Raw genomic sequence first — 25000 nt, forward strand, 5'->3', positions numbered from 1 at the left:
CCAAATGCAAAAGACCGGGACTTGCCATGACTGACTTCAAGAAAATCCTGATCGCCAACAGGGGTGAGATTGCCATTCGCGTAATGCGCGCCGCGAACGAGATGGGCAAACGCACCGTTGCCGTCTATGCCGAGGAGGACAAGCTGGGCCTGCACCGGTTCAAGGCGGACGAGGCGTATCGCATCGGCGAGGGTCTGGGCCCGGTCGCGGCCTATCTGTCGATCGACGAGATCATCCGCGTCGCCAAGGAAAGCGGCGCTGACGCCATCCACCCGGGCTATGGCCTGCTGTCGGAAAACCCCGATTTCGTGGATGCCTGCGTGCAAAACGGCATCACCTTCATTGGCCCCAAAGCTGAAACCATGCGCGCCCTGGGCGACAAGGCCAGCGCCCGCAAGGTGGCGATTGCCGCCGGTGTGCCGGTGATCCCGGCGACCGAGGTGCTGGGCGATGACATGGACGCAATCCGCAAGGAAGCGGCCGAGATCGGCTATCCGCTGATGCTCAAGGCGTCCTGGGGCGGCGGCGGCCGCGGGATGCGCCCGATCTATTCCGAAGACGAGTTGGAGGAGAAGGTTCTGGAAGGCCGCCGCGAGGCCGAGGCCGCGTTCGGCAATGGTGAGGGCTATCTGGAAAAGATGATCACTCGCGCCCGCCATGTCGAGGTGCAGATCCTGGGCGACAAGCACGGGCAGATCTATCACCTGTATGAACGCGACTGCTCGGTCCAGCGCCGCAACCAGAAGGTCGTGGAACGCGCCCCTGCCCCATATCTGACCGAAGAACAACGCGTCGAACTGTGCGACCTGGGCCGCCGCATCTGCGCGCATGTGAACTATGAATGCGCCGGTACGGTGGAATTCCTGATGGATATGGAGACCGGCAAGTTCTACTTCATCGAGGTGAACCCCCGCGTCCAGGTCGAACACACCGTGACCGAAGAGGTCACCGGCATCGACATCGTGCAGGCGCAGATCCTGATCGCCGAGGGCAAGACCTTGGCCGAGGCCACCGGCAAGGCCAGCCAGGACGAGATTCGCCTCAACGGCCACGCGCTGCAGACCCGTGTGACCACCGAGGATCCGCTCAACAACTTCATCCCCGACTATGGACGCATCACGGCCTATCGCTCGGCCACGGGCATGGGCATCCGGCTGGATGGCGGCACGGCCTATGCCGGCGGGGTGATCACGCGGTATTACGACTCGCTGCTAACCAAGGTCACCGCCTGGGCGCCCACGCCGGAAAAGGCGATCGCCCGCATGGACCGCGCCCTGCGCGAGTTCCGCGTGCGCGGCGTTTCAACCAACATCGCCTTTGTCGAGAACCTGCTGAAGCACCCGACCTTCCTGTCGAACGAATACACCACCAAGTTCATCGACGAGACGCCCGAGCTGTTCCAGTTCAAGAAGCGCCGCGACCGGGGCACCAAGGTTCTGACCTATATCGCCGACATCACGGTCAACGGGCATCCCGAGACCAAGGATCGCCCGCGCCCGCGTGCCGACCTGAAAGAACCGAAGCCCCCCGCGCCCAAGGCCGAACCGCTGATGGGCACACGCAACCTGCTGGAACAGAAAGGCCCGCAGGCCGTGGCCGACTGGATGAAGGCCCAGCGCCAGTTGCTGATCACCGACACCACCATGCGCGACGGGCACCAGTCGCTTCTGGCCACCCGCATGCGCTCGATCGACATGATCCGCGTGGCACCCAGCTATGCCGCGAACCTGCCGCAGCTGTTCTCTGTCGAATGCTGGGGCGGGGCAACGTTCGACGTGGCTTATCGCTTTTTGCAGGAATGCCCGTGGCAGCGCCTGCGCGACCTGCGCGAGGCCATGCCCAACCTGATGACCCAGATGCTGCTGCGCGGCGCCAATGGGGTGGGCTATACCAATTATCCCGACAACGTGGTGCAGGAGTTCGTGCGCCAGGCCGCCAAGAATATCGACGTGTTCCGCGTGTTCGACTCTCTGAACTGGGTCGAGAACATGCGCGTGGCGATGGACGCGGTGATCGAGAACGGCAAGATCTGCGAAGGCACCGTCTGCTATACCGGCGATATACTTGATCCGAACCGCGCCAAGTATGACCTGAAATACTATGTCGGCATGGCCAAGGAACTGCGCGATGCCGGTGCCCATGTTCTGGGCCTTAAAGACATGGCCGGTCTCTTGAAACCCGCCGCCGCGCGGGTTCTGATCCGCGCACTGAAAGAAGAGGTCGGCCTGCCGATCCATTTCCACACCCACGACACCGCCGGCATCGCCAGCGCCACCATCCTGGCGGCCAGCGAGGCGGGCGTGGACGTGGTGGACTGCGCGATGGACAGCTTCTCGGGCAATACCAGCCAGGCGACGCTGGGCACTGTGGTCGAGGCCCTGCGCCACACCGACCGCGACACCGGGCTGGACATCAAGGCGATCCGCGAGATCAGCGATTATTTCGAGGCGGTGCGCGGCCAATACGCGGCCTTCGAATCCGGGCTGCAGGCCCCCGCCTCCGAGGTCTATCTGCACGAGATGCCAGGCGGCCAGTTCACCAACCTCAAGGCGCAGGCGCGGTCGATGGGGCTGGAGGAACGCTGGCACGAGGTGGCGCAGATGTATGCGGACGTGAACCAGATGTTCGGCGACATCGTCAAGGTGACGCCGTCCTCGAAAGTGGTGGGCGATATGGCGCTTATGATGGTCAGCCAGGGCCTGACCCGTGAGCAGGTCGAAGACCCCGATGTCGATGTCGCCTTCCCCGACTCGGTCATCGACATGATGCGCGGGAACCTGGGCCAGCCACCGGGCGGCTTCCCGGAGAAGATCGTCAAGAAGGTGTTGAAGGTTGAAAAACCCAATACCGAGCGCCCCGGCAAACACCTGCCGCCGATCGATCTGGAGGCCACCCGCGCCGAGCTATCGAAACTACTGGAGGGCAAGGAGGTCGATGACGAGGACCTGAACGGATACCTCATGTATCCCAAGGTGTTCCTGGACTACATGGGCCGTCACCGGATCTATGGCCCGGTGCGCACCCTGCCGACCAAGACATTCTTCTACGGCATGGAGCCGGGCGAGGAGATCTCGGCCGAGATCGACCCCGGCAAGACGCTGGAAATCCGGTGCCAGGCGATCAGCGAGACCGACGAAAAGGGTGAGGTGAAGGTGTTCTTCGAACTGAACGGTCAGCCCCGCGTGATCCGGGTGCCCAACCGGATGGTCCAGGCCTCGACCATTCAGCGGCCCAAGGCCGAGCCGGGCAACGCCAACCATGTCGGCGCACCAATGCCGGGCGTGGTGTCGACCGTGGCCGTGACCGCAGGCCAGGAAGTCAAGGAAGGCGACCTTCTGCTGACCATCGAGGCGATGAAAATGGAAACCGGCATCCATGCCGAGCGCGACGCCACCGTGAAGGCGGTGCATGTCCAGCCCGGCGGCCAGATCGACGCCAAGGACCTGCTGATCGAACTGGAGTGACCAGTATCGTCACAAAAAAGGCGCGCCCCACGGCGCGCCTTTTTTCGTTTCTACCCGTTCAGCCGTCGCTGGTTTCCGCGACGGGCTGTTGCGGCAACTGGTCCGGCGTGTCGTCGATCGAAACCTCGTCCTCCTGATCGATCGGCGCAGGCAGGCCCAACAGGTCGTGCAGTTCATGCAACGCCGGATCCGACAGGTCGCGGCCGCCGGTCAGCGTGTCCAGCGCCTCTCGCGGATCATCAGCCTCGGCCAGCGCGTCTTCGGCCTCGGTCACGGCCTGTTCGGCCTCGGCCACGGCGGCTTCATACTTTTCCTGCGCGGTGATGCCTTCGGCGGCTTCTTCCTCGGTCGGCGCGAACTGGTCTTCGATCTCGGAGTCGGTCAAGCCTTGCAGGTCGGCCAATTCCCGTTCGCGCTGTTCAAGATCCTCGGCCGCGCCAGAGAAACCAAGTATACTCTGCTGATAGCTGTAAAGCTTGCCCGGCATGCTGTTCGGGGCCGCGTTCATCAAAGCCGTCTGGCTGGCATGAGCAGCATTCAATCCCTTGAGTTCGGACGCGATCTTGCCGTGTTTGCTGGGTTTGACATAGGGTTCTTCCACCACCGTAGTCACGGGCGCGGCTCTTGCCTTCCGGACCGGTATCTCGGCCTTCTTTTTCCCTTTGAACAGGTTGTCCAGTTTCGCCACGAACCCGTTCTGCCCGGTGCTGCGGTTATTCGATTTGGCTGACTTGCGCTCGGTTTTGGGCTTGGACAGCCCCAATCCGGACAGGAAACCTTTGCCCTGACCCGATTTGCCTTTGCTGGCGTTGCTGCGCCCGGAATTGCCGCTCTTGGCGCTTCCGCGGTCGCCGGCCTTGTCGGCTCCTTTGCCGTTGCCGCCATCGTTGCCGCCGCCTTTGCCCCCACCGTTGCCGTTGCCATTTCCGTTCTTGGCAATCGCAATGTCAGGCGTGGCCACAACCGCAACGAAGCCGACCGCCCCGGCCAGCAATATCGATGTCGCCACGACCCGCGAAATTGAAGAAATCTTATGCATCACTAACTCCTTCCGAGCTATCCGGGACGAACGCATCACGACACGGATTGCGGACAAATAGAGATTAACGAATACACTAAATTTAGAAAGTGGCAAAAGTCTGACGACGAAACCCTGTCAGCCGTTGGACGCCAGTGTCCGGACTTGCATCACAACCATTGACTCCCTGTGCTCTTGGCGGTGTTTGTCCGGCTGACCGGCCATCAACGCCAGCAGGATTGCGCCTGCCAAGGCCACAAGCTTCAAATTCTCGACCCTGCCCCTCATTTCGCCTCCACTATCGTCTCAGCCGGGTGTTTCAGGTTTTGAACGGCCGCGCGGCGCTGTTCCGTCGGAAAATTTTTTCGGTTTTCGTGCGTTTTTCCTCTTGCAGCTTTCCGCCAGAATTTATAGTTCACGCCTCACTCGACGGCGCGGGCGTAGCTCAGGGGTAGAGCATTACCTTGCCAAGGTAAGGGTCGTGAGTTCGAATCTCATCGCCCGCTCCAACGAGGACCGAAAGGTCATACAAGATATCTGTTTGCGGGCGTAGCTCAGGGGTAGAGCATTACCTTGCCAAGGTAAGGGTCGTGAGTTCGAATCTCATCGCCCGCTCCAGATGTCAGCTTTTTCCGAACACATAGTCGGGTCCGACCCAGCCGCATATAGGCCGGATCGGTGTGCGTTTTCAGAACGCCTTGAACGTCATCGTGGTCAGCGACCGTTCGATGTTGGGAATGTCCAGCAGCCGTTCGTTGATGAAATGCCCCACGTCCTGGTCCTTGGGGATGTAGAGCTTGAGCAGCAAGTCCCATTCTCCGCTGGTCGAATACAGCTCCGAATGAATCTCGCGCAGCGCGATTTCTTCGGCGACCTTGTAGGTGGTGCCGGGTTTGCAGCGGATCTGGATGAAGACGCAGGTGGACATTTGCAATGACCTTGTTTGTTTCCTTGCGCGCAAGCTGGCACGCCGGGCAGCCGGGTGCAATCCCTTGCAACAGTTGGCCGCGACCGAAACGATCTGACTGGAATCCCCCGCCCGTCCCCGTCTATAAGCGCCCCTGTAGCAAGAGGATTTCGCCAATGCGCACAGCTTCGATCAGCCGCACGACCGCCGAGACCGCGATTTCGGTCGAGGTCAACCTCGACGGCACCGGCACCTATGACAACCAGACCGGCGTGGGGTTCTTCGATCACATGCTGGACCAGTTGGCGCGGCATTCCCTGATCGACATGACGATCCGGGCCAAGGGCGACTATCACATCGACGACCACCACACCGTCGAAGACACCGGCATCGCGCTGGGTCAGGCGCTGACGCAGGCGCTGGGGGACAAGAAAGGCATCCGGCGGTATGGCGAGTGCCACCTGCCGATGGATGACGCGCAGGTGCGCTGCGCGCTGGACCTGTCGGGCCGACCGTTTCTGGTTTGGAACGTGGACCTGCCGACACCCAAGATCGGCAGTTTCGACACCGAGTTGGTGCGCGAGTTCTTTCAGGCGCTGGCCACCCATGGCGGCATCACCCTCCATATCGACCAGTTGCACGGCCTCAACAGTCACCACATCGCCGAGGCGGCGTTCAAGGCCGTCGCCCGCGCCCTGCGCCAAGCGGTCGAGACCGATCCGCGCAAGGGGGATGCGATTCCATCCACCAAGGGCGCGCTCTAGATGCTGACCGCGATCATCGACTACGAAAGCGGCAACCTGCACTCGGCGGAAAAGGCGTTTCAACGCATGGCGCGCGAGCTGGACGCGGGCGAGGTCGTCGTGACTTCGGACGCCGATGTGGTGGCGCGCGCCGATCGGCTGGTGCTGCCCGGCGACGGCGCCTTTCCCGCCTGCGCGGCCGAGCTGCGCGGGCACAAGGGCATCCACGATGCGATGGTCGAAGCGGTCGAGCAGAAAGGCCGCCCATTCCTAGGTATCTGCGTCGGCATGCAGCTGATGGCGACCACGGGCCGCGAATATACCGACACGCCAGGCCTGAATTGGGTGACCGGAGACGTGGTGCGGATCGAGCCCACGGACCGAGCGCTTAAAGTTCCGCATATGGGGTGGAACGATCTGGTGATCGAGAGCGAGCACCCGGTGTTCGACGGCGTCAACTCAGGCGATCACGTCTATTTCGTCCACTCCTACCATTTCCGCGTCGCCAATCCGGCGCAGCGTCTGGCCCATGTGGACTATGGCGGGCCGGTCACGGCCGTAATCGGCCGCGACACGATGATCGGGATGCAGTTTCACCCTGAAAAAAGCCAGGATGTGGGCCTGAGGATGATCGGAAACTTCCTGACTTGGGCCCCCTGACCGGTTACTGCACGCGGGTCCAGGCCTGGCCGCGACAGATCAGGCCGCCCGCAACGCAACCCTTGACCGTCAGCTTGTTCTGACCGTCCAGCGACATCTTGGAGTTGTAGGTCTTGTCCCGGTCCGGTGCCCAGATCTTGCCGCCGCTGTAGCTGCCTCCGCCATCCGCGACCATGTCCCAGATGATGTTCTTGCCCAGGTTCTCATAATCCAGCTGCTGGTTTCCGTCCTTGTCGAACGCGCTGTCGATGATGCCGCAAACGGCGCTGCCGCAAGGGCTGATCGAAACGTGCAGATATCCGCCGGTATCCCCCGGCTGGGTTTTCCAAAGCCCGTCGACCGGGTCATCGGCACGTGCGCCAGTGGCCATGGTGACCAGCGCCGCAGCAGCGGCCAGAGCAAGTTTGTTCATGGTGTCCTCCCTGTTTTGCAGGCAGTCTGACCGCCGGCACCCGTTCCGGCAAGATTGACTTTGCGTCGCGTTGCATCCCCTGCCCCGCCTGTGCCATATCCCGCGCCAGTACCAGTCACGAGAAGGCCGCCCGACATGATCCTCTACCCCGCAATCGACCTGAAAGACGGCCAGGCCGTGCGCCTTCTGCGCGGCGAGATGGATAAGGCCACAGTCTTCAACGAGGACCCCGCCGCCCAGGCCCGCGCGTTTGTCGAAGCCGGCTGTGAATGGCTGCATCTGGTGGACCTGAATGGCGCTTTCGCCGGGGAACCCGTGAACGCCGCCCCGGTCGAGGCGATCCTGAAGTCCTGCGAGGTACCGGCCCAGCTGGGCGGCGGCATCCGCGACATGGCCACGATCGAGACCTGGCTGGACAAAGGGCTGGCCCGGGTGATTCTGGGCACGGTTGCGGTGGAAAACCCCGATCTGGTCCGTCAGGCGGCCAAGGCCTTTCCCGGCCAGGTCGCCGTCGGCATCGACGCACGCAACGGACGCGTCGCCACCAAGGGCTGGGCCGAGGAAACCGACGTGATGGTGACCGACCTGGCGCGCAGCTTTGAAGACGCGGGCGTGGCGGCGATCATCTACACCGACATCAACCGCGACGGCGCGATGCAAGGCCCCAATGTCGAGGCCACGGCCGAACTGGCCCGGGCAGTCTCGATCCCGGTGATCGCCAGCGGTGGGGTCAGTTCGCTGGACGACCTGATCGCCCTGCGCGACTGCGGCGCAAACTTGAACGGCGCGATTTCAGGTCGCGCGCTTTATGACGGAGCGCTGGATCTGCGCCAAGCGCTGGCAGCATTGCGCGACTGACCGCTTACTCTGGCCCGAAATATCCTCGGGGTGAATTGGCCGCAGGCCAAGAGGGGGCCGACAGCCCTCTGCCCCGCCAAAACAAATTGCGCCGACAGAATCCCCAGGGCTATAACCACCCCATGCTGAAAACCCGCATCATTCCCTGTCTGGATGTCGCCGATGGCCGCGTAGTCAAAGGCGTGAACTTCGTGGGCCTGCGCGACGCGGGCGATCCGGTGGAATCGGCCAAGGCCTATGACGCCGCCGGCGCTGACGAGATCTGCTTTCTTGACATCCACGCCACCCACGAAAACCGCGGCACCATGTTCGACGTGGTTCAGCGCACGGCCGAGCAGTGCTTCGTACCGCTGACAGTGGGTGGAGGCGTGCGTACCAAGGATGACGTGCGCGCGCTGCTGCTGGCGGGGGCCGACAAGGTCAGCTTCAACTCGGCCGCCGTGTCCAACCCCGACGTGATCGCCGAAGCTGCCGACCAGTTCGGCAGCCAGTGCATCGTCTGCGCCATCGACGCCAAAACCGTCAGCCCCGGCAAATGGGAGATCTTCACCCACGGCGGGCGCAAACCTACCGGCATCGACGCCGTCGAATTTGCCAAAACCGTCGTCGCCAAGGGCGCTGGCGAAATTCTGCTGACATCGATGGACCGCGACGGCACCAAGGCGGGGTTCAACATTCCCCTCACCCGCGCGATCTCGGACGCGGTCGACGTGCCGGTGATCGCCTCGGGCGGCGTGGGTAATCTGGACCACTTGGTCGAAGGCGTGACCGAAGGTGGGGCCAGCGCGGTGCTTGCGGCGTCGATCTTCCATTTCGGCGAATACACGATCCGCGAGGCCAAGGAACACATGGCCGCTGCGGGTATCCCCATGAGGCTGACATGAGCATACTGGATGATCTGGCCGCCACGATCGCATCCCGCAAGGGCGCGGACCCCGAATCCAGTTGGACTGCCAAGCTGCTGTCCAAAGGCCCCGAGAAATGCGCCGAGAAGTTCGGCGAGGAAGCCTTGGAGGCGATCATCGAAGCCGTGAAGGGCGACCGCGACCGGCTGACATCCGAGGCCGCCGACGTGCTGTATCACCTGCTGGTCATGCTGGCCGCGCGCGACGTGGCGCTGGAAGACGTTCTGGCCGAGCTTGCCAGGCGGCAAGGCACCAGCGGCATCGCCGAAAAGGCCGCACGCGACCGGGGCTGACACCCGGCTTTCACCAATAGCGTCCGCGCCCTATACTGGTTGACCGAAGCGCCCGTCGGGCGCAGGGTCGACAAGGGACGCAGGCATGTTCAAACCCATGATCTGGACAATGACGATGCTGGCCATTCTGGGGCTGGGCGCATGCACGTCCGCGCCGCCCGCCCGCAGCGACGATGTCGCGCGTCTGGCAGCCCAGATCCGGGCGCTGGGGCCCGAGGTGGACCCCGAAGAGGCCCAGCGCGCGGCTCGAATCGCCTACGCCTACACCGCGCAGCTGGCGCAGGAATACCAGATCACCGATCCGCCGCTGATCCACAATGCCAAGGTCAACAAGGGGCTGCGGCCGCGCGGGCTGTGCTGGCACTGGGCCGAGGACATGGAACGCCGCCTGAACCAAGAGAAGTTTCACACGCTGACCCTCCACCGCGCGATCGCCAATGCCGACAACCCGTTCCGAATAGATCACAGCACGGCGATCATCAGCCGCCGCGGCACTTCGATGTATGATGGAGTCGTCCTGGACCCCTGGCGCTATGGCGGGATTCTTTTCTGGGCGCCCTTGCGCAAGGACTCGCGGTACGAATGGGTCCCGCGCGACATCGTGCTGGAGAAACGACGGCAAGAGCAGGTGGCCCGGCTGAGACCGGCGGCGGTCAACTGAGCAGCTAGAGCTTGGACGAGATGATCCCCGTGGCGAACCCGCCCATACGCAGCTCTCCGAACAAGCGTTGATATTCGATCTTGGGGCAGCGGTTCATCACCACATCAACCCCGCGCGCCTGCGCCACCGCGGCGGCCTCGGCGTTTTCGACACCGATCTGCATCCAGATCGTGCGCAAGTCGGGAAAAGTGGCCAATGCCTCGTCCACGATCGGGGGAACGGCTTCGGACCTGCGGAAAATGTCCACCATGTCAACAGGTTCCGAGATTTCGGCCAACGAAGCCCGAACGGTTTCACCGAAAAGATCAGCTCCGGAATGGCCGGGATTGACTGGAATCACCCTGTACCCCTTGAGCGACAAGTAGCGCGCGACGTAATAGCTGGGCCGCACCGGATTCATCGACACGCCAACGACCGCTACCACCTTGGTGCGTTTCAGGACGGATCTGAGGAAGTCATCGGAATAGTCAGTCATGGCTGCAGCCTAGCCGTGACTCGGAAAAGAAAAAAGCGCCCAAGGATACCTTGAGCGCCAGTTGTTGGAACGAGGGACAGTGAAATGACCCGCGGCAGTTCCATTCCGCGGTCACTGTGACATTTAGGCACGAGTTGAGGAAAAAAAAGGGGCTGCGAACAATTTTGTGATGACAGCTTGATCTCGGCGCACGTTCTCCAGTCATCGATACAAGATGTCAGGCCAGTTCACTTCGGCCTTGCGGATGTATTCCGCCATGTTCGCCTCCCATACCCTCTCGATCTCGGGTGAATGTGTAAGGTACAGGCGCCCGTCCACAATTTTCCAGGCTGTCGGGTCCGTGCTGCTAAGCTGACCGTGTGCCATGGCGAAGGCGCAATAGCCGCCAAACCGCGGAGCGAAGGCCCGTGGATTGCTTTCGAACGCCTCTCGATTCTCTTGAGAAACAAAATGCCACGCCGCTCCCTTCCACATCACCACGATGTCTGGCTTGCCACGTACGGGGCGACCATCCCGGAAATAGGACACGGTATCAAAGCCCGCCATCGCGCCGCTTGCAGTTTCAAAGAACACCGGTCGCTTTTGCGCCCACAGCGTGGTCGGGGCCATGCAGGCTAGGGAAAGACCGGTAAGGACAGAGCGTCGAGTCAGCATAGCAGTCACAGTTTGAGGGCAATAGGCGCTTCAAGATGCAACTTTTTTCGCGCCGCGAAACCCCCTTGACGCAGTTGTGAAGCCGCGTGTCACGCTGCGTTCAATCGAAAACGTCCTCGATAACATCCCAGGCTTCGTCGAGCACACGATACAGCAGGCCTTTTTTCTTTTTTCGGCGCTTGTTTTTGATCGGCACGTTGCGCCGCACTGCCACGCTGTCCGTCTTGCGCGGCTCGGGTTCCGGTGCTTTCTTGCGCGGCAGCATCTTGAGCTCATGCAGCGGGGCGCCGCAACTGGAACAGCTCAACTCATGCCGCTCGCGGCCTTTCAGGACCAGTGCGGCGCGTGTGCCGCAGTAACAGCATGTGGCAATCTTGGACGGGGCGGGAATGGCTGTCTCCTTTCAGTGCGGCTGAGACGCATATAGGGCAATCGCCGCAGCATTTGAGACGTTCAGCGAACCAAAACCGCCCGCCGCATCGATTTTGACAAGTTTATCCACGGTTTCCTTGGTCTTTTGCCGCAACCCCGGCCCCTCGGCCCCCAGCACGAGGGCCACGGGCTGATCGCGCCGGCCGTCCAGCGCCGCCTCGATGGTCTGATCGGCCTCACCATCCAAGCCCAGAACCAGGAACCCCATATTCTGCAACTCGACGATCGCGTCGGCAAGGTTGCGCACCCGCAGGTAAGGTTGGCGCTCCAGCGCCCCGCTGGCGGTCTTGGCTAGGGCACCGGTTTCCGGCGCCGAGTGATGGCGTGTGCCGATGACCGCGCTGGCGCCCAGAACCTCGGCCGAGCGCAGAATCGCGCCCACATTGTGCGGATCGGTCACGCGGTCCAGCAGCAGCACCCGAGGGTTTTTGCGCCCGATGCAATTCTCGGCAAGCCCCCCCCATTCCAGCGGCTTGACCTCAAGCGCCGCGCCCTGATGCACCGAGCCCGGGTCGATTGGTGCCGTGAACTTGCGCGGGTCGACGACCTCGGGCTGCAGTCCGGCCTCCGAGATCGCATCCGCCAGCTTGTCCTGCGCGTTGCGGGTCACGATTAGGCGCAGTTTCTGCCGCTTGGGGTTCATCAGCGCGTCGCGCACGGCGTGCAATCCGAACAGCCAGACTGTTTCAGACGCCGCCGCTTTGCGCGCCTGTTCTTTCTCGATCACCCACTTCGGTTTCTTCATTTTGCTGGCCTCCGGGCCGGGAAGGATGTTTCCTGCGCCAACGCGAAATTTTCCTGTTGACGCTGCTTTTGAGCGCTAGTAATCACGCCTCCACGTCAGGTGCAACGCCTGACAGTGGGCGACAGGCCGCAAGGTGTGGCAGGGGACTGTAACTCCCTCGCGGAGACGCACGCCTGGTTCGATTCCAGGGTCGCCCACCATCTCCACTCGAGCTTGTTGGAAATGGTGTCCGGGGCGCCCGTCTGGATGACGCGAATCCGCCCGACACTGCGTCAATGGCCGGGAAAACATGCGCGCCGCGGCAAAGCATGCGGTTGCACACCGCAAAATGCCTGCCAAGCTTGTAGGAAGGCACCGACCGTTCTGTCGCCGGACGGCACAAAAGTTTTCGAGGAAACCGATTTGCAACAGCGGGATAATCCGAATCCTCTTGCCGATCTTTACAACTCTCCTCGATGGACAGTTCACTTTTTTACAAAATAATATTTCCTTTCCAGCCACTTGTTGGGGAATTTTCCTTCTGCCCCCCATACTCGGCTTGCGAGGTTGTGTTTTACCCGACGGAAGAGGAGCCCGAGGGCGCAACCCGCTGAATGGGAGGAATTCATGTCAAACAAATCTGTCACGCGTCGCGGCGTGCTGAAATCTGGTGCCGTCACAAGCGCCGGTCTGGCTCTGCCGACGATCTTCACCGCCTCGTCGGCCGCGGCCTATACCAACGAACCCACGGGCGGATCGGTCACGCTGGGCTTCAACGTGCCGCAGACCGGCCCCTATGCCGAAGAAGGCAATGACGAACTGCTGGCGCAGCAGCTGGCGGTCGAGCATCTGAACGGCGAAGGCGACGGCGGCTGCCTGAACACCTTCACGTCGAAGGCGCTGAAAGGCAACGGCATCCTGGGCAAGAAGGTCGAGTTCGTCACCGGCGACACGCAGACCAAGTCGGACGCGGCGCGCGCATCGGCCAAGTCGATGATCGAAAAAGATGGCGCGATCATGATCAACGGCGGCTCGTCCTCGGGCGTGGCCGTGGCGGTTCAGGGCCTCTGCCAAGAGGCGGGCGTGATCTTCATGGCCGGCCTGACCCACGCCAACGACACCACCGGCAAGGACAAGAAGGCGAACGGCTTCCGTCACTTCTTCAACGCCTACATGTCGGGCGCGGCGCTGGCGCCGGTGCTGGCCAAGGAAATGGGTTCCGACCGTCGGGCCTATCACCTGACCGCCGACTACAACTGGGGCTGGACCCAGGAAGAGTCGATCGTGGCCTCGACCGAGGCGATGGGCTGGGAGACGGTCAACACCGTCAAGACCCCGCTGGCATCGACCGACTTCTCGTCCTACATCGCGCCGGTTCTGAACTCGGGCGCGGACGTGCTGGTTTTGAACCACTACGGCGGCAACATGGTCAACTCGCTGACCAACGCGATCCAGTTCGGCCTGCTCGACAAGGTCGTGAACGGCAAGGACTTCAAGATCGTCGTTCCGCTGTATTCGGAACTGATGGCCGCCGGTGCGGGCGAGAACATCAAAGGCGTGCTGGGTTCGATGAACTGGAACTGGCAGCTGCAGGATGAGGGCACCAAGGCCTTCGTGAAGTCCTTCGGCGAGAAATACGGCAAACCGCCGTCGAACTCGGCCCAGACCTGCTATGCCCAGGTTCTGCTGTACGCGGATGCGTGCGAGCGCGCCGGCACCTTCAACCCCTGCGGCGTCGTCGAGGCCCTGGAAGGCTTTGAGTTCGACGGGCTGGGCAATGGTCCGACCCTGTACCGCGCCGACGACCACCAGTGCTTCAAGGACGTGCTGGTCGTGCGTGGCAATATGAACCCGACCAACGCCTATGACACGCTGGAGATCGTCGAGATCACCCCGCGGGCGCAGGTCGAGTACGCACCGGATCACCCGATGTTCGCCGGCGGCGACCTGGGCAAGTGCAACCCGGGCGCATAACCACGGCACGAGATTTTCCACAAGGAAATCTCTGAGTCCGCAACACGGCTCTTCCCGGTCTCATGACCGGGAAGAGCTGCCGGGACCAGTCAAAGGTAAGGACAATGGACGCAATCCTACTGCAAATTCTGAACGGGCTGGACAAGGGCTCGGCCTATGCGCTGATCGCGCTGGGGCTGACGCTGATCTTCGGCACGCTCGGCGTGGTGAACTTCGCCCACGGGGCTCTGTTCATGATCGGCGCCTTCTGTGCCGTCACGCTTCAGAAGATCTTCAACCTCAGCTACGAGGTTGTCGATGAGACCCAGACCGACTTTCTGGGCAACCCGCTGAAGGTGAAGACCCCCTATGTCGAAAGCTGGTTCGGCCCCGAGCTGGGCGCGACCATCATCGACTGGTCCGTGCCACTGGCCATCCTGTTCGCGATCCCGATCATGCTGATGGTCGGCTACGTGATGGAACGCGGCCTGATCAAGCATTTCTACAAGCGTCCCCATGCAGATCAGATCCTTGTGACCTTCGGCCTGGCCATCGTTCTGCAAGAAATCATCAAGTATTTCTTCGGCGCCAACCCGATCCAGACCCCGCCGCCTGCCGCGCTGAGCGGGTCTGTCGATCTGGGCGTGGCGCTTGGCTTTGACCCGAATGCCATCATCTATCCGATCTGGCGACTGGTCTATTTCCTGTTCGCGGTCGTGATCATCGGAGGCGTGTTCTCTTTCCTGCAGTTCACCACCTTCGGCATGGTGGTGCGCGCCGGCATGGCCGACCGAGAAACCGTGGGCCTCTTGGGCATCAACATCGACCGCCGGTTCACCATCATGTTCGGCATCGCCGCCGCGGTGGCTGGCCTCGCGGGCGTGATGTACGGGCCGCTGAACCCGCCCAACTATCACATGGGAATGGACTTTCTGGTGCTCAGCTTCGTGGTCGTGGTCGTCGGCGGCATGGGCTCGCTACCCGGTGCGGTTCTGGCCGGGTTCCTTCTGGGCATCCTTGAAAGCTTTGCCTCGACCACTTGGGCGACCACCACGATCCCGGGCATCAACCAGATTATCATCTACCTGGTCGCGATCATCGTTCTTCTGACCCGTCCGCGGGGATTGATGGGCCGCAAAGGCGTGATGGAGGAATAACCCATGCTGGGACTGAACAAGAAAGACACAAGCCTGCTGATCGTCGTCGCAATCCTGACGCTGCTGGCCCCCTTCATCCTGAACCCCTTCCCCACTGACAGCGCCATGGCGCAGTTCAACGCGGGCTATCCGGACCTGATGCAGCGGTTCGTGATCTTCGGCATCTTTGCGATCGGGTTCAACATTCTGTTCGGCCTGACCGGATACCTGTCCTTTGGCCACGCGGCCTTTCTGGGTGTGGGTTCCTACTCGGCCGTTTGGATGTTCAAGCTGCTCAGCTACAACGTCATTCCAGCCATCGCGCTGAGCGTCGTGGTCGCCGGGCTGTTCTCGGTTCTGATCGGCTATGTCAGCCTGCGCCGGTCGGGGATCTACTTTTCGATCCTGACGCTGGCCTTCGCGCAAATGAGCTTTGCGCTGGCCTATTCGGTGCTGTCGAACCCCAAGTTCAACCTGACCAACGGGGAAACCGGCCTGCAGGTCTATGCCGACGATCCGCAGATCCTGCAGGGGGCCAATGCGCCCGATCTGCCGCATCTGTTCGGCCTGCCGATGCGCGCGACCTACACGATGGATGTCGGCGCGTGGAGCTTTGACTTCAACGCGGGCTACTATCTGTGCGCGGTGATCATGATGGTGGTGTTCTACCTGGCGATCCGCATCTTCCGCTCGCCCTTCGGCATGATGCTGCGAGCGGTGAAGTCGAACCAGCAGCGGATGAACTATACCGGGCTGAACTCCAAGCCCTACACGCTGGCAGCCTTTGTGATCTCGGGCATGTATGCCGGCCTGGCCGGTGGCCTGATGGCCGCGATGGACCCGCTGGCCGGCGCCGAGCGGATGCAATGGACCGCCTCGGGCGAGGTCGTTCTGATGACCATCCTGGGCGGCACCGGTACTCTGATCGGACCGGTTCTGGGTGCTGGCTTCATCAAGTATTTCGAGAACATCTTCTCGAAGATCAACGACAACGTGTTGCACGGCTGGTTCGCCTTCCTGCCCGACGGGCTCGAGGACGCGGTGGTGTTCATCATCCACCCGTTCATCGGCAAGGGCTGGCACCTGACCTTGGGCATCCTGTTCATGCTGGTGGTGATCTACCTGCCCGGCGGGCTGGTCGAGGGCGGTCAGCGGTTGCTGAACTGGATCCGCCGCAAAAGCGTTGGCGGGGACGACACCCGCGAAGGCAAAACCGAGCCGGCAGAATAAGGGAACGCGTCAATGGCAATTCTGAAAGTAAAAGATGTCAGCAAGCGCTTCGGCGGCCTCAAGGCCCTGACGGACGTGAACCTGAGCGTCGAGGAGAACTCGGTCCATGCGATCATCGGCCCCAACGGGGCGGGCAAGTCCACCCTGCTGAACTGCCTGGTGGGCAAGCTGATCCCGGATACCGGTTCGGTCTTGTTCGACAACCAGTCTGTGCTGGGGCGCGAGCCGTACCAGATCAACCAGATGGGCATCAGCCGGGTGTTCCAGACCCCCGAGATCTTTGGCGAACTGACCGTAATGGAGAACATGCTGATCCCCATCTTCGCGATGCGAGACGGGGCATTCCGCATGCACGCCTACGAGACCATCGCCAACGAGAAAGAGGTGGTCGAACAGGCAGAGGTCATGCTGGAAGAGATGAACATGGCCGACAAACGGCACATGCATGCAGCCTCGCTCTCGCGCGGTGACAAGCGGCGACTCGAGATCGGCATGTGTCTCAGCCAGAAGCCTCGCCTGCTGCTGCTGGACGAGCCCACAGCCGGTATGGCACGGGCCGACACCAACAACACCATCGACCTGCTGAAGCAAATCAAGGATGAGCGCGACATCACCATCGCGATCATCGAGCACGACATGCATGTGGTGTTCAGCCTGGCCGAGCGGATCACCGTTCTGGCGCAGGGCACGCCGCTGGTCGAAGACACCCCCGAAAACATCCGCGGAAACCCCAAGGTCCGAGAAGCCTATCTGGGCGAGGCGGCGTGAGGAAAAGCTATGAACGAGAAACCTGACTTTTCGAAAAACGCCAACATGGCCAGCACCGCGCCCGCGTTCCTGTCGGTGTGGGACATGCATTCGTACTACGGCGAAAGCTACATCGTCCAAGGCGTCAGCTTCAACGTCCACGAGGGCGAGATCCTCGCCCTGCTGGGGCGCAACGGGGCCGGCAAGACTTCGACTCTGCGCTCGATCGCGCGCGTGGGCGAGCCCGAGGTGCGCCACGGCGAAATCTGGCTGGACCACAAGCCTCTTCACAACATGACCAGCTACGAGGCCGCCGCCGCCGGGTTGGGTCTTGTGCCCGAAGATCGGCGGATCATCCCAGGCCTGACGGTCGAGGAGAACTTGCAGCTGGCCCAGATCGCCCCCCCGATCGGCTGGTCGCTGGAACGGATCTACGAGCTGTTCCCGCGTCTGGGCGAACGGCGCAAGCAAGAGGGTGTGACTCTTTCGGGCGGCGAACAGCAGATGCTGTCGATCGCCCGCGCGCTGGCCCGGGACATCAAGGTGCTGCTGCTGGACGAACCCTATGAGGGCTTGGCCCCGGTGATCGTGGACGAGATCGAAAAGACGCTGATCCACATCAAGCAGCAGGGCATGACCACCATCATCGTCGAACAGAACGCCGTACGCGCGCTGCAACTGGCCGACAGGGCAATCATTCTGGACACCGGCTGCATCGTGTTTGACGGCACCGCGGACGAAGTGCTGGAAAACACCCAGCTGCGGGAGGAATATCTGGCGATCTGACCGTCAATTGGGCAGGCAGGCCCATTCGGCCACGACCTGCCCCTGCCGCAGGGCCAGAACCGTGCCGAACTGGTTCAAAACCGCTTCACTCTGACTGGGGCGCAGCAAGGCGATATCTCCGGGCTGCGCCTTGGTTGTTTTGGGACCCACCCAGACCTCTTGATTGCTTGAACGCCCGAACACGCCGGAATAGCCGAACCCGTCGGGCCAGACGGGGCTGGCCAGATAGTGCCCACCGGAAATGGCGAGGTTGGTCCGGCGCAGTCCGGGCAGGTCGATCCCCGGCACCGGGTTGCGCGGCATCACCTTGAGAACCGGCGTGGCCAGGAACAGAGCGGGCGAAAACGCCTGCGTCGATGCGTGGTCGAAATCCGAAGGTTTCACCAAAACCGACCCAAAGGCGACCTCGGTCGCCAGGCTCCGCGTGGCCGGATCTTGGAAGGTCAGGCTGCCGCCGGTGTTCAGGCACAGCCCCTGCGCCCCCTGCCCAAGCGCAGCGACCGCCTGCTCATAGGCTTTCGCACTGGCTCGCCGCGCGCGGCGTCGGAGCAACGCAGGCAGTTTGGCCAAATGCACCTCGTACCCCATCAGCCCCGACAGAGCGGCATGGGCATGACCCGCGATCCGCGCCGCAACGCCTGCGACCTGATCGGCGGCCAAGCCACCGCGGTGCAGGCCCACGTCGATCTCGAGCGACAGGCGCAGGGTTTGGTCCGTGTCAGCGGCCAGCGACAGATACGCGTCCAGCCGCTGTGGCGTGTCGATCAGCCACTGCACCCGCCGGGTGGCGTCGGGATGCGTCTCAAGAATCCGCCGGGCGGCGGTGACCGGCAGCGGTTTGCCCAGCAGGTGATCGGTGTCCGGCTCGGCGGCCAGCAGGGCCGACAGCATGGATTCGGAAAAGCTCATCAGGCCGGATGTCTGAGTCCGGCTACGGATATGATCCAGCAGTGGCAGGCACGGCAGAGACTTGGCCACCAACCGGGCCTGCAGGCCGTGGCCCAACCCTGCGCGGGCGGCGTCACAATTCGCCTCGACCCGGTCCAGATCGACGACGGCGACCGGCCGGTCGACACCGTGATCGCGCAGCGCTTGAGCGAAATGTTCGAGATAGCCCTCGGTCATGGGCGAAACATCCGGGCCAGCGCTGGTGTCAGGAACTTGCCCTTTGGGTCCAGCTTTTCGCGCAATGCGCAGAAGGCATCGAAATCGGGATAGAGGCGCGACAGATCGGAATAGGTCAGGCTGTGCAGCTTGCCCCAATGGGGGCGGCCGCCAGCCTGCAGGAACAGCGGCTCCATCGCCTCGAAATAGCGCAGATGGCCTTCCTTCGCATCGGTGTGGATGGCAACCGATACGCGCGGCCCCCCTTGGAAAGGTGACAGGCAGGCGTCGTCGCCTGCGGTCTGCCGCACCTCGATCGGGAAATAGATGTTGCCATGGTCGCACTCCAACCGTCGGATCAGTTCGGACAGCACGTCCCCCGCGGTTTCGGACGGCAGGTGGTATTCCATTTCCTTGAACCGGATGTGCCGGTCGCTGCACAGAACGCGCCAACTTTCACCGACGTAGTCCTCGTCGGACTGGGCCAGCGTCAGCAGACGCAGCAGGGCGCGCCGCGAGCCGGGGCTGAACCGACCCGCATTGCGCGCCAGCTTCAGAACCTTGACGGCGATCATGTCCAGATCGCGCGGCGCGCGGGTCTTGGGCGCGTCGGTGATATCGTGCCGGATTTCAACGGTCTTGCCGGTGAAGGGGATGTAGAAGAACTCGAAATTCCTGTTCTCGTCCCAATGCTGGTGCATGCGCTCCAGTGTGTCCTGCAGGTCGGACAGACGCACCCGACGGCGCAGATTGTATTTCGGCAGGACGTTGATCTGTGCCTCGATCACGATGCCCAGCAGACCCAGCGAAACCTGCACCATGTTCAGCGGAATATCGTCGGTGGTCAGGGTCTGCCCGCCAGCGCCGATCAGCCGGGCCGCGGTGATTTCGGCAGACAGGCACGGCAGGGTGCGCCCGGTGCCGTGGGTCGCCGTGGCTGCCGCGCCGGCCAGGGTCTGCACATTGATATCACCCAGATTGCGGAAGGCCCTGCCGTGCTCGGCCAGTGCCGGCGACAGATCGCGCAGCCGGGCATTGGCGTTGACCCAAGCCCGCTCCCCTTCGACCCGCGTCACGGGGGGCAGGTTCAAGGCTGTCAGGTCAATGATATGCTGCGCGCCCGGAACCAGCGGGGTGAAGGAATGCCCTGCCCCGACCGGACGCAGGGTTTCGGCCGAGGCGATCAACTGTTGAAGGTCTTCGGTCGTGGTCAGCCGCTTGGGCCGTATTTGGCTGGTCTGGTTGCCTGCCCAGTTCTGCCACATGGCTGATCCTCCTCCCATCCGGAGCAGAGGATTGCAGCCGGGGCGAAACCGAACAATACCGGTTTTCAGGACGTTACGTCGGGAAAACTGTTATTCGGCGGCAGGCCGCAGGTTGGCGACGCTGTCGAACCAGGCCTCGATGACGTCCAGATCGGGTTCTAGCGCCTGCGCCGCACCATCGGTGAATTCCACGAACTTGTCACGGTTCAGGCCGTTGACCCCGACCAGAACCGGGATGTCAAGCGACAGCGCCTCGGCGATGACGGGGCGGAACCCGCGGCCATCGGCCTCGTGTTTGCCGAACTTGTTGACGATCAGCAATTGCGGACGGTTGGCCAAAGACGCCGTCACATAGCCCACCGCCTGCTCCAACGCCGCCGGGTCCAGTCGGCACCCGCGCGACTGGCTGCCCAACGACTGCGAGATACGGATGGTTTCGCCATCCGGCAGCACGCGCAGGTCCATGTCGCATTTGCTGCTGTCGGCGCATTCGGAGTTGGTCTGAACCACACCGGCCAGACGGGCGCCCTTGGCCAGCAGACGTTCAGCAACCGCGCTCAGCAGGCGGTCGGTTGCGCCGCGATCGGTAGTGGTGACATAGGCCAGGTGCATCGGCAGACCTCTCTGGGTTTCATCGTGTTGTTTCAATTAGCACGCATGAGGCGCCCCTTCCAGCACCGCATCAAGGCAGCGGAGACACTCCGATCACCGGCGCGTGCAGGTGCAACAGCGCGGCATAGGCCAGCCCTGCCACCAACCAGACCCAGGGCCTCGGCCAGGGGCGCGGCAGCCGCAGCGACAGGCGTGCTGTGTTGCGCGACAGGTGCGGCCAATCGGCCCCCATCTCGCGCGCCTTGCGCCTGTCGATCAGGACCATGCCCATCCAGGCGAAACCCGCGAACAGGCCGAACAGGACCACATGTGCCAAGCTGCCATTGGCCAGCAGATGCGCCAGCGCCCACAACACTATCGCCAACAGGATCGGGTGGCGGGTGGTCCGCAGGAGACCGGACAGCTCGGGGTTGAACGGGCGACCTCCCAGCCCGCCGAAGGAAAACGGGTTGGTCGCCGCCAGCCCGGCCACCGCCAGCCAGCAGACGACGGGCATCACCAGCAGAGGCACCCAGCGCAGGATCGCCAGCGGCGGGATGACCTCGACATAGGGCGCGTTGGCCGCGGCCACGATCAGCCAGGCCAGAACCGCCAGCGACAGCGCGGAATAGACCGCGAAATAGGGTCCGCGCCCCATCAACCCGATCAGCCGCCCGCGCACTGCCGGACGCGCCGGAATGGCGTGGCTGAGCAGAAAGATCAGAAGTGCAGCAACAAAAGCGCCCCAACCGGCCATGGTCATATCCGCCTGTTTTGCACCCGGAATACCGGGGAAAACGGCCCCGCCTTGTCCGAAATCAAGTGTGGTCGGGGGCAGCTGCGCCGCCCCCGATCCGGGGTTACAGGCCCAGCGCCTTGCGGCGTTCCTCGGCAAATCCCTGAACCATGCGGTCGGCGATCAGCGCCAGAATGGCCATCGCTGCCCCGGCCGAAATGCCCAGCCCCACATCCGCCTGCCCCAACGCCAGATAGATCGACTGGCCCAGACCGGTCGTGCCGATCAACGCCGCGATCACCAGCATAGCAAAGGCATAGAGAATGGTCTGGTTCAGCCCCAGAAGGATCGTGGGCGCAGCATAGGGCGCACGCACGTCGCGCATGATCTGCCACTCGGTCGCTCCACTGGCGATCGCGGCCTCCATCATCTCGTCCGGGGTGTTGACCAGCCCGTGACGGGTGTAGCGGATCATCGGCACGATCGCATAGGCGCAGATCGCCAGAAAGGCCGAGAACTCGCCGATCTGGAACACCATCAGCACCGGGATCAGGAACACGAACAGGGGAATCGTCTGCAGCATGTCGCAGATCGGGCGCACGATCCTCCAGACTGGCGACCAGACCGCGCTGGCGAGGCCGATCAGCCCGCCGACAACGGCGCAGAAGAACACCGCCGCACCGCTGAGATAGAGCGACAGCAGCGCCCTCTCCCACAGGCCCGAGATCAGGATCGTGCTCAGCAGCGCCACAGACAGCGCCGCCAGACGCCAACCGCCCGCCACCCAGCCCAACGCCGCCGCGCCAGTCAGGACGAAGGGCCATGGCAGATTCGCGATGCCCGTCTCGAGCATGCCGATCAGGATCAGCGTGACCAGACCGCCGGTCAGGTGCCCACGCCACGCCATCAGCAAGGCGATCACCGCACCGGCGGCGAACAGGCCATAGCTCATGCCCGGGGTCCACTGGAACCCCCAGGTAAAGGGCAGAACCGCCTGACTCAGACCGATCCGCAACGGCAGCAGCACATAGAACATCGAGTTGTTCTTGAGCGAATCCAGCCACGGCCCGTTATTCTGGGTAAAGGCTGTCAGGCCGGTGTCCACCGCCTTCGCGACCGGATCCAGCAGCGTCAGCTCGGACGGGTTGGGCAGCCGCGCCCAGAACAGCAGCGTAAACAGGACCGCAAAGCCAATAACCGCCCAGACAACGCGGTTGTCGTGACGATTGCGTTCAGTGGCTAGGGTGCCGCTCATGCGGTCAATCACCACGGCAAAGACAACGATCACCATGCCGGCCAGCAGAGATTCACCGAACTGCGCCTTGCGCATGGTCAGCAGGACCTCCCAACCGATGTCATTGAACCCGCCGATGACCGCTGCGATGATCACCATCGACAGGGCCGCCATCAGGCACTGGTTCACACCCACCATGATCTGCGTCGCCGCCGCCGGGATTTCCACCTGGAACAGCTGCTGGAACCGGGTGCCGCCCGACATGATGGCGGCTTCCTTGATCTCGGGCTCCACGCGCTCCAGCCCCAGCATCACGTTGCGCGCCATCGGCGGCGCTGCATAGATGGCCGAGGCGATCAGCCCCACCACCGGGCCAAACCCGAACAGCAGCAGCAACGGCGTCAGATAGGCAAAGGTCGGTACAGTCTGCATGATGTCCAACACCGCCTGAACCACTGATTTCACCCGAGGCACTTCGTTGGCTAGAATGCCAATTGCACTGCCAACGATCAGCGCGACCGGGACCGAAACAGCCACCAGCGCCAAGGTGTTCATGCTCTCGGCCCAATAGCCCGAGGCCAGCACGAAGCTTAGGCCCAGAAAGCCCAGCGCCGCCATGGGCAACCCACCCAGATACCAGCCGAGTGCCGTCACCAGCCCGATCAGGATCGGCCAGGGCGTGTGGCCCAGCACGAAATTGGCCCAGTTCATCGGATAGGCCATCAGGTCGGAAAACAGCCGGGCCGCCGGTTTGATTGCGTTCAGAAACCAGTCGAGGAAGGCACCCACCCATTGCGTGGCCGGCACCTCCCACGACGTGGGCCATTTGACCAGCCAGGGCGCGTGCGGCTCAAGCGCAAGGCACAGCGCTCCGATGATCAGCGTGATCAGCGCCGCCTGCGCCCCTGCCGTCAGGTGCGCCCGCGCGGGCGTGGGAACATCAGCTGCAACGGTCATGCGTCATCCACCTGCAAAGCGGCGGCAAGGTCCAAAGGATTTACCGTGCCGACGATCGCGCCGGTTTCGTCATGCACCGGCACCGGCTCGTACAAGGCCATGCAGCGGGCCAACGCCGCGTCCAGCGTCATGTTGACGGTCAGGCCAGGGTCATCCGGACCGCGCTCGGCATCGCCTGGATGCATGACCGAGGCGACCTTGGCGTGCTGGCCCTTGGCAACGTCCTTGGAAAACTCGCGCACATAATCGTCGACCGGGCGCAGAACGATGTCCGAGGGCGTGCCGATCTGCACGATCTTGCCGTCGCGCATGATCGCGATGCGGTCGGCCAGCTTCAGCGCCTCGGCAATGTCGTGGGTGATGAAGACGATGGATTTTTTCAGCGTCGCCTGAATGCGCAGGAATTCGTCTTGCAGCTGCCGCCGGATCAACGGGTCCAGCGCCGAGAACGGCTCGTCCAGGAACCAGATATCGGGGTTCACCGCCAACGAGCGGGCGATGCCCACGCGCTGCCTCTGCCCGCCCGACAATTGCCGCGGGAAACTCTCTTCGCGGCCTTCGAGACCGACCAGCGAGATGACCTCCTGCGCGCGGGCCAAACGTTCCTTGCGCCCCACGCCCTGCACGCGCAGCGGATAGGCCACGTTTTCGGCCACCGTCATGTGCGGAAACAGGCCGAAATGCTGGAACACCATGCCCATCTTCCTGCGGCGCAGCTCGGTCAGTTTCTTCTTGGGCGCACCGCGGACGTTGTCGCCGTCAATGCGGATTTCACCGCCCGTCCCTGGCAACAGCTGCGAGATGCAGCGGATGAGGGTCGACTTGCCCGACCCCGACAGCCCCATGATGACGAACAGTTCGCCATCGCGAACGTCGAAATTGGCGTTCTGCACGGCGGGAATGAACCCGTGTTCGCGCAGCTCGGCGGCGGCCTTTTCAGCGTCGTCCCCTGACCGAGCCAGCGCGTCGGTCAGGGCTTTCTCTGCACCTTGGCCAAAGACCTGCCAGAGATTCCGGCAGGCAATGGCTGGCGTATTCGCGTCAGTCACTTAGGC

At 62.8% G+C, this 25000-nt stretch carries 25 protein-coding genes and 3 tRNA genes; 15 read left to right on the forward strand and 13 right to left on the reverse strand.

The annotated features are described in order from the left end of the window. Positions 1-26: 26 nt before the first annotated feature. Entirely contained in the window at positions 27-3464 is a 3438-nt protein-coding gene (locus AC2FNS_RS07530) for a pyruvate carboxylase (RefSeq protein WP_496711504.1), read from the forward strand. Positions 3465-3522: 58 nt separating this feature from the next. Here AC2FNS_RS07530 and AC2FNS_RS07535 read toward each other — a convergent pair whose 3' ends face one another. Further along, positions 3523-4503 carry a hypothetical protein gene (locus AC2FNS_RS07535; protein WP_496797404.1) on the reverse strand — a complete coding sequence of 327 codons (981 nt, stop codon included), beginning with the start codon at positions 4501-4503 and terminating at the stop codon, positions 3523-3525. A gap of 413 nt (positions 4504-4916) precedes the next feature. Here AC2FNS_RS07535 and AC2FNS_RS07540 point away from each other — a divergent pair. Further along, a tRNA-Gly gene (locus tag AC2FNS_RS07540) sits at positions 4917-4991 on the forward strand. A 34-nt stretch (positions 4992-5025) separates the two neighbouring features. Then, a tRNA-Gly gene (locus AC2FNS_RS07545) sits at positions 5026-5100 on the forward strand. Positions 5101-5170: 70 nt separating this feature from the next. Here the strand turns inward: AC2FNS_RS07545 and AC2FNS_RS07550 are convergent. Next, positions 5171-5410: an Lrp/AsnC ligand binding domain-containing protein gene (locus AC2FNS_RS07550; protein WP_149774720.1), complete on the reverse strand. Its 240-nt coding sequence runs from the start codon at positions 5408-5410 to the stop codon at positions 5171-5173. A gap of 155 nt (positions 5411-5565) precedes the next feature. On the opposite strand from AC2FNS_RS07550, the gene hisB reads away from it, so the two are divergent. Beyond that, positions 5566-6153: an imidazoleglycerol-phosphate dehydratase HisB gene (gene hisB / locus AC2FNS_RS07555; protein WP_496711506.1), complete on the forward strand. Its 588-nt coding sequence runs from the start codon at positions 5566-5568 to the stop codon at positions 6151-6153. Further along, positions 6154-6792: an imidazole glycerol phosphate synthase subunit HisH gene (gene hisH, locus AC2FNS_RS07560; protein ID WP_496685963.1), complete on the forward strand. Its 639-nt coding sequence runs from the start codon at positions 6154-6156 to the stop codon at positions 6790-6792. A 4-nt stretch (positions 6793-6796) separates the two neighbouring features. On the opposite strand, the gene AC2FNS_RS07565 is transcribed toward hisH, so the two are convergent. Next, positions 6797-7204: a DUF2147 domain-containing protein gene (locus tag AC2FNS_RS07565; protein ID WP_496678805.1), complete on the reverse strand. Its 408-nt coding sequence runs from the start codon at positions 7202-7204 to the stop codon at positions 6797-6799. Positions 7205-7339: 135 nt separating this feature from the next. Between AC2FNS_RS07565 and hisA the strand changes: the two genes are divergently transcribed. The 4 genes from hisA (at position 7340) to AC2FNS_RS07585 (ending at position 9921) form a co-directional block, all read left to right on the forward strand. Beyond that, the gene (hisA, locus tag AC2FNS_RS07570) at positions 7340-8062 is read left to right on the forward strand and encodes a 1-(5-phosphoribosyl)-5-[(5-phosphoribosylamino)methylideneamino]imidazole-4-carboxamide isomerase (RefSeq protein ID WP_496711507.1); all 723 of its coding nucleotides are present in this window, start codon (positions 7340-7342) and stop codon (positions 8060-8062) included. A gap of 122 nt (positions 8063-8184) precedes the next feature. Next, entirely contained in the window at positions 8185-8946 is a 762-nt protein-coding gene (gene hisF / locus AC2FNS_RS07575) for an imidazole glycerol phosphate synthase subunit HisF (protein ID WP_496678803.1), read from the forward strand. Then, a complete protein-coding gene (locus AC2FNS_RS07580; RefSeq protein ID WP_496711508.1) occupies positions 8943-9260 on the forward strand; it encodes a phosphoribosyl-ATP diphosphatase in 318 nt (105 codons plus the stop codon). Before hisF ends, AC2FNS_RS07580 begins: the two co-directional genes overlap by 4 nt. 85 nt (positions 9261-9345) lie before the next feature. Then, positions 9346-9921 (forward strand): hypothetical protein, encoded by a 576-nt coding sequence (locus AC2FNS_RS07585; protein WP_496678800.1) that lies wholly within the window; start codon positions 9346-9348, stop codon positions 9919-9921. Between the two features lie 4 nt (positions 9922-9925). Here AC2FNS_RS07585 and AC2FNS_RS07590 read toward each other — a convergent pair whose 3' ends face one another. The 4 genes from AC2FNS_RS07590 to rlmB all read right to left on the reverse strand — a co-directional run bounded on the left by AC2FNS_RS07590 (position 9926) and on the right by rlmB (position 12227). After that, entirely contained in the window at positions 9926-10396 is a 471-nt protein-coding gene (locus tag AC2FNS_RS07590) for a CoA-binding protein (protein WP_496678799.1), read from the reverse strand. Between the two features lie 201 nt (positions 10397-10597). Beyond that, entirely contained in the window at positions 10598-11005 is a 408-nt protein-coding gene (locus AC2FNS_RS07595) for a YHS domain-containing (seleno)protein (RefSeq protein ID WP_496678798.1), read from the reverse strand. Positions 11006-11150: 145 nt separating this feature from the next. Continuing rightward, entirely contained in the window at positions 11151-11441 is a 291-nt protein-coding gene (locus tag AC2FNS_RS07600) for a hypothetical protein (protein WP_496678949.1), read from the reverse strand. Between the two features lie 12 nt (positions 11442-11453). Next, positions 11454-12227 carry a 23S rRNA (guanosine(2251)-2'-O)-methyltransferase RlmB gene (gene rlmB / locus AC2FNS_RS07605; protein ID WP_496711509.1) on the reverse strand — a complete coding sequence of 258 codons (774 nt, stop codon included), beginning with the start codon at positions 12225-12227 and terminating at the stop codon, positions 11454-11456. Positions 12228-12343: 116 nt separating this feature from the next. Between rlmB and AC2FNS_RS07610 the strand changes: the two genes are divergently transcribed. The 6 genes from AC2FNS_RS07610 (at position 12344) to AC2FNS_RS07635 (ending at position 18058) form a co-directional block, all read left to right on the forward strand. Next, positions 12344-12427: transfer RNA gene (locus tag AC2FNS_RS07610), tRNA-Tyr, on the forward strand. Between the two features lie 406 nt (positions 12428-12833). Continuing rightward, positions 12834-14180, forward strand: a complete 1347-nt coding sequence (locus tag AC2FNS_RS07615; protein ID WP_496711510.1) for a substrate-binding protein — start codon at positions 12834-12836, stop codon at positions 14178-14180. Between the two features lie 104 nt (positions 14181-14284). Further along, a complete protein-coding gene (locus tag AC2FNS_RS07620; protein WP_170340251.1) occupies positions 14285-15316 on the forward strand; it encodes a branched-chain amino acid ABC transporter permease in 1032 nt (343 codons plus the stop codon). Between the two features lie 3 nt (positions 15317-15319). Next, a complete protein-coding gene (locus tag AC2FNS_RS07625; protein ID WP_496678790.1) occupies positions 15320-16525 on the forward strand; it encodes a branched-chain amino acid ABC transporter permease in 1206 nt (401 codons plus the stop codon). A gap of 12 nt (positions 16526-16537) precedes the next feature. Continuing rightward, on the forward strand, positions 16538-17293 hold the full coding sequence (locus tag AC2FNS_RS07630) for an ABC transporter ATP-binding protein (RefSeq protein ID WP_496685956.1): 756 nt from the start codon (positions 16538-16540) through the stop codon (positions 17291-17293). Between the two features lie 9 nt (positions 17294-17302). Next, a complete protein-coding gene (locus AC2FNS_RS07635; RefSeq protein ID WP_093964811.1) occupies positions 17303-18058 on the forward strand; it encodes an ABC transporter ATP-binding protein in 756 nt (251 codons plus the stop codon). 3 nt (positions 18059-18061) lie between these two features. Here the strand turns inward: AC2FNS_RS07635 and AC2FNS_RS07640 are convergent, their stop codons facing one another. The 6 genes from AC2FNS_RS07640 to AC2FNS_RS07665 form a co-directional block, all read right to left on the reverse strand. Continuing rightward, complete coding sequence (locus AC2FNS_RS07640) at positions 18062-19183, reverse strand: alanine racemase (RefSeq protein ID WP_496711511.1); 1122 nt, start codon at positions 19181-19183, stop codon at positions 18062-18064. Then, positions 19180-20427 carry a D-arabinono-1,4-lactone oxidase gene (locus AC2FNS_RS07645; protein ID WP_496711512.1) on the reverse strand — a complete coding sequence of 416 codons (1248 nt, stop codon included), beginning with the start codon at positions 20425-20427 and terminating at the stop codon, positions 19180-19182. The genes AC2FNS_RS07640 and AC2FNS_RS07645 overlap by 4 nt, the downstream gene beginning before the upstream one ends. A gap of 90 nt (positions 20428-20517) precedes the next feature. Further along, the gene (locus AC2FNS_RS07650; RefSeq protein WP_496678947.1) at positions 20518-21039 is read right to left on the reverse strand and encodes a DUF2478 domain-containing protein; all 522 of its coding nucleotides are present in this window, start codon (positions 21037-21039) and stop codon (positions 20518-20520) included. 70 nt (positions 21040-21109) lie between these two features. After that, positions 21110-21775, reverse strand: coding sequence for an NnrU family protein (locus AC2FNS_RS07655; protein ID WP_496711513.1), 666 nt, complete (start codon positions 21773-21775; stop codon positions 21110-21112). Between the two features lie 103 nt (positions 21776-21878). Beyond that, on the reverse strand, positions 21879-23945 hold the full coding sequence (locus tag AC2FNS_RS07660; RefSeq protein ID WP_496797407.1) for an ABC transporter permease: 2067 nt from the start codon (positions 23943-23945) through the stop codon (positions 21879-21881). Continuing rightward, the gene (locus AC2FNS_RS07665; protein WP_496795690.1) at positions 23942-24994 is read right to left on the reverse strand and encodes a quaternary amine ABC transporter ATP-binding protein; all 1053 of its coding nucleotides are present in this window, start codon (positions 24992-24994) and stop codon (positions 23942-23944) included. Before AC2FNS_RS07665 ends, AC2FNS_RS07660 begins: the two co-directional genes overlap by 4 nt. Between the last annotated feature and the right edge of the window lie 6 nt (positions 24995-25000).

The organism is Ruegeria sp. BHSA191 (genome assembly GCF_059613325.1).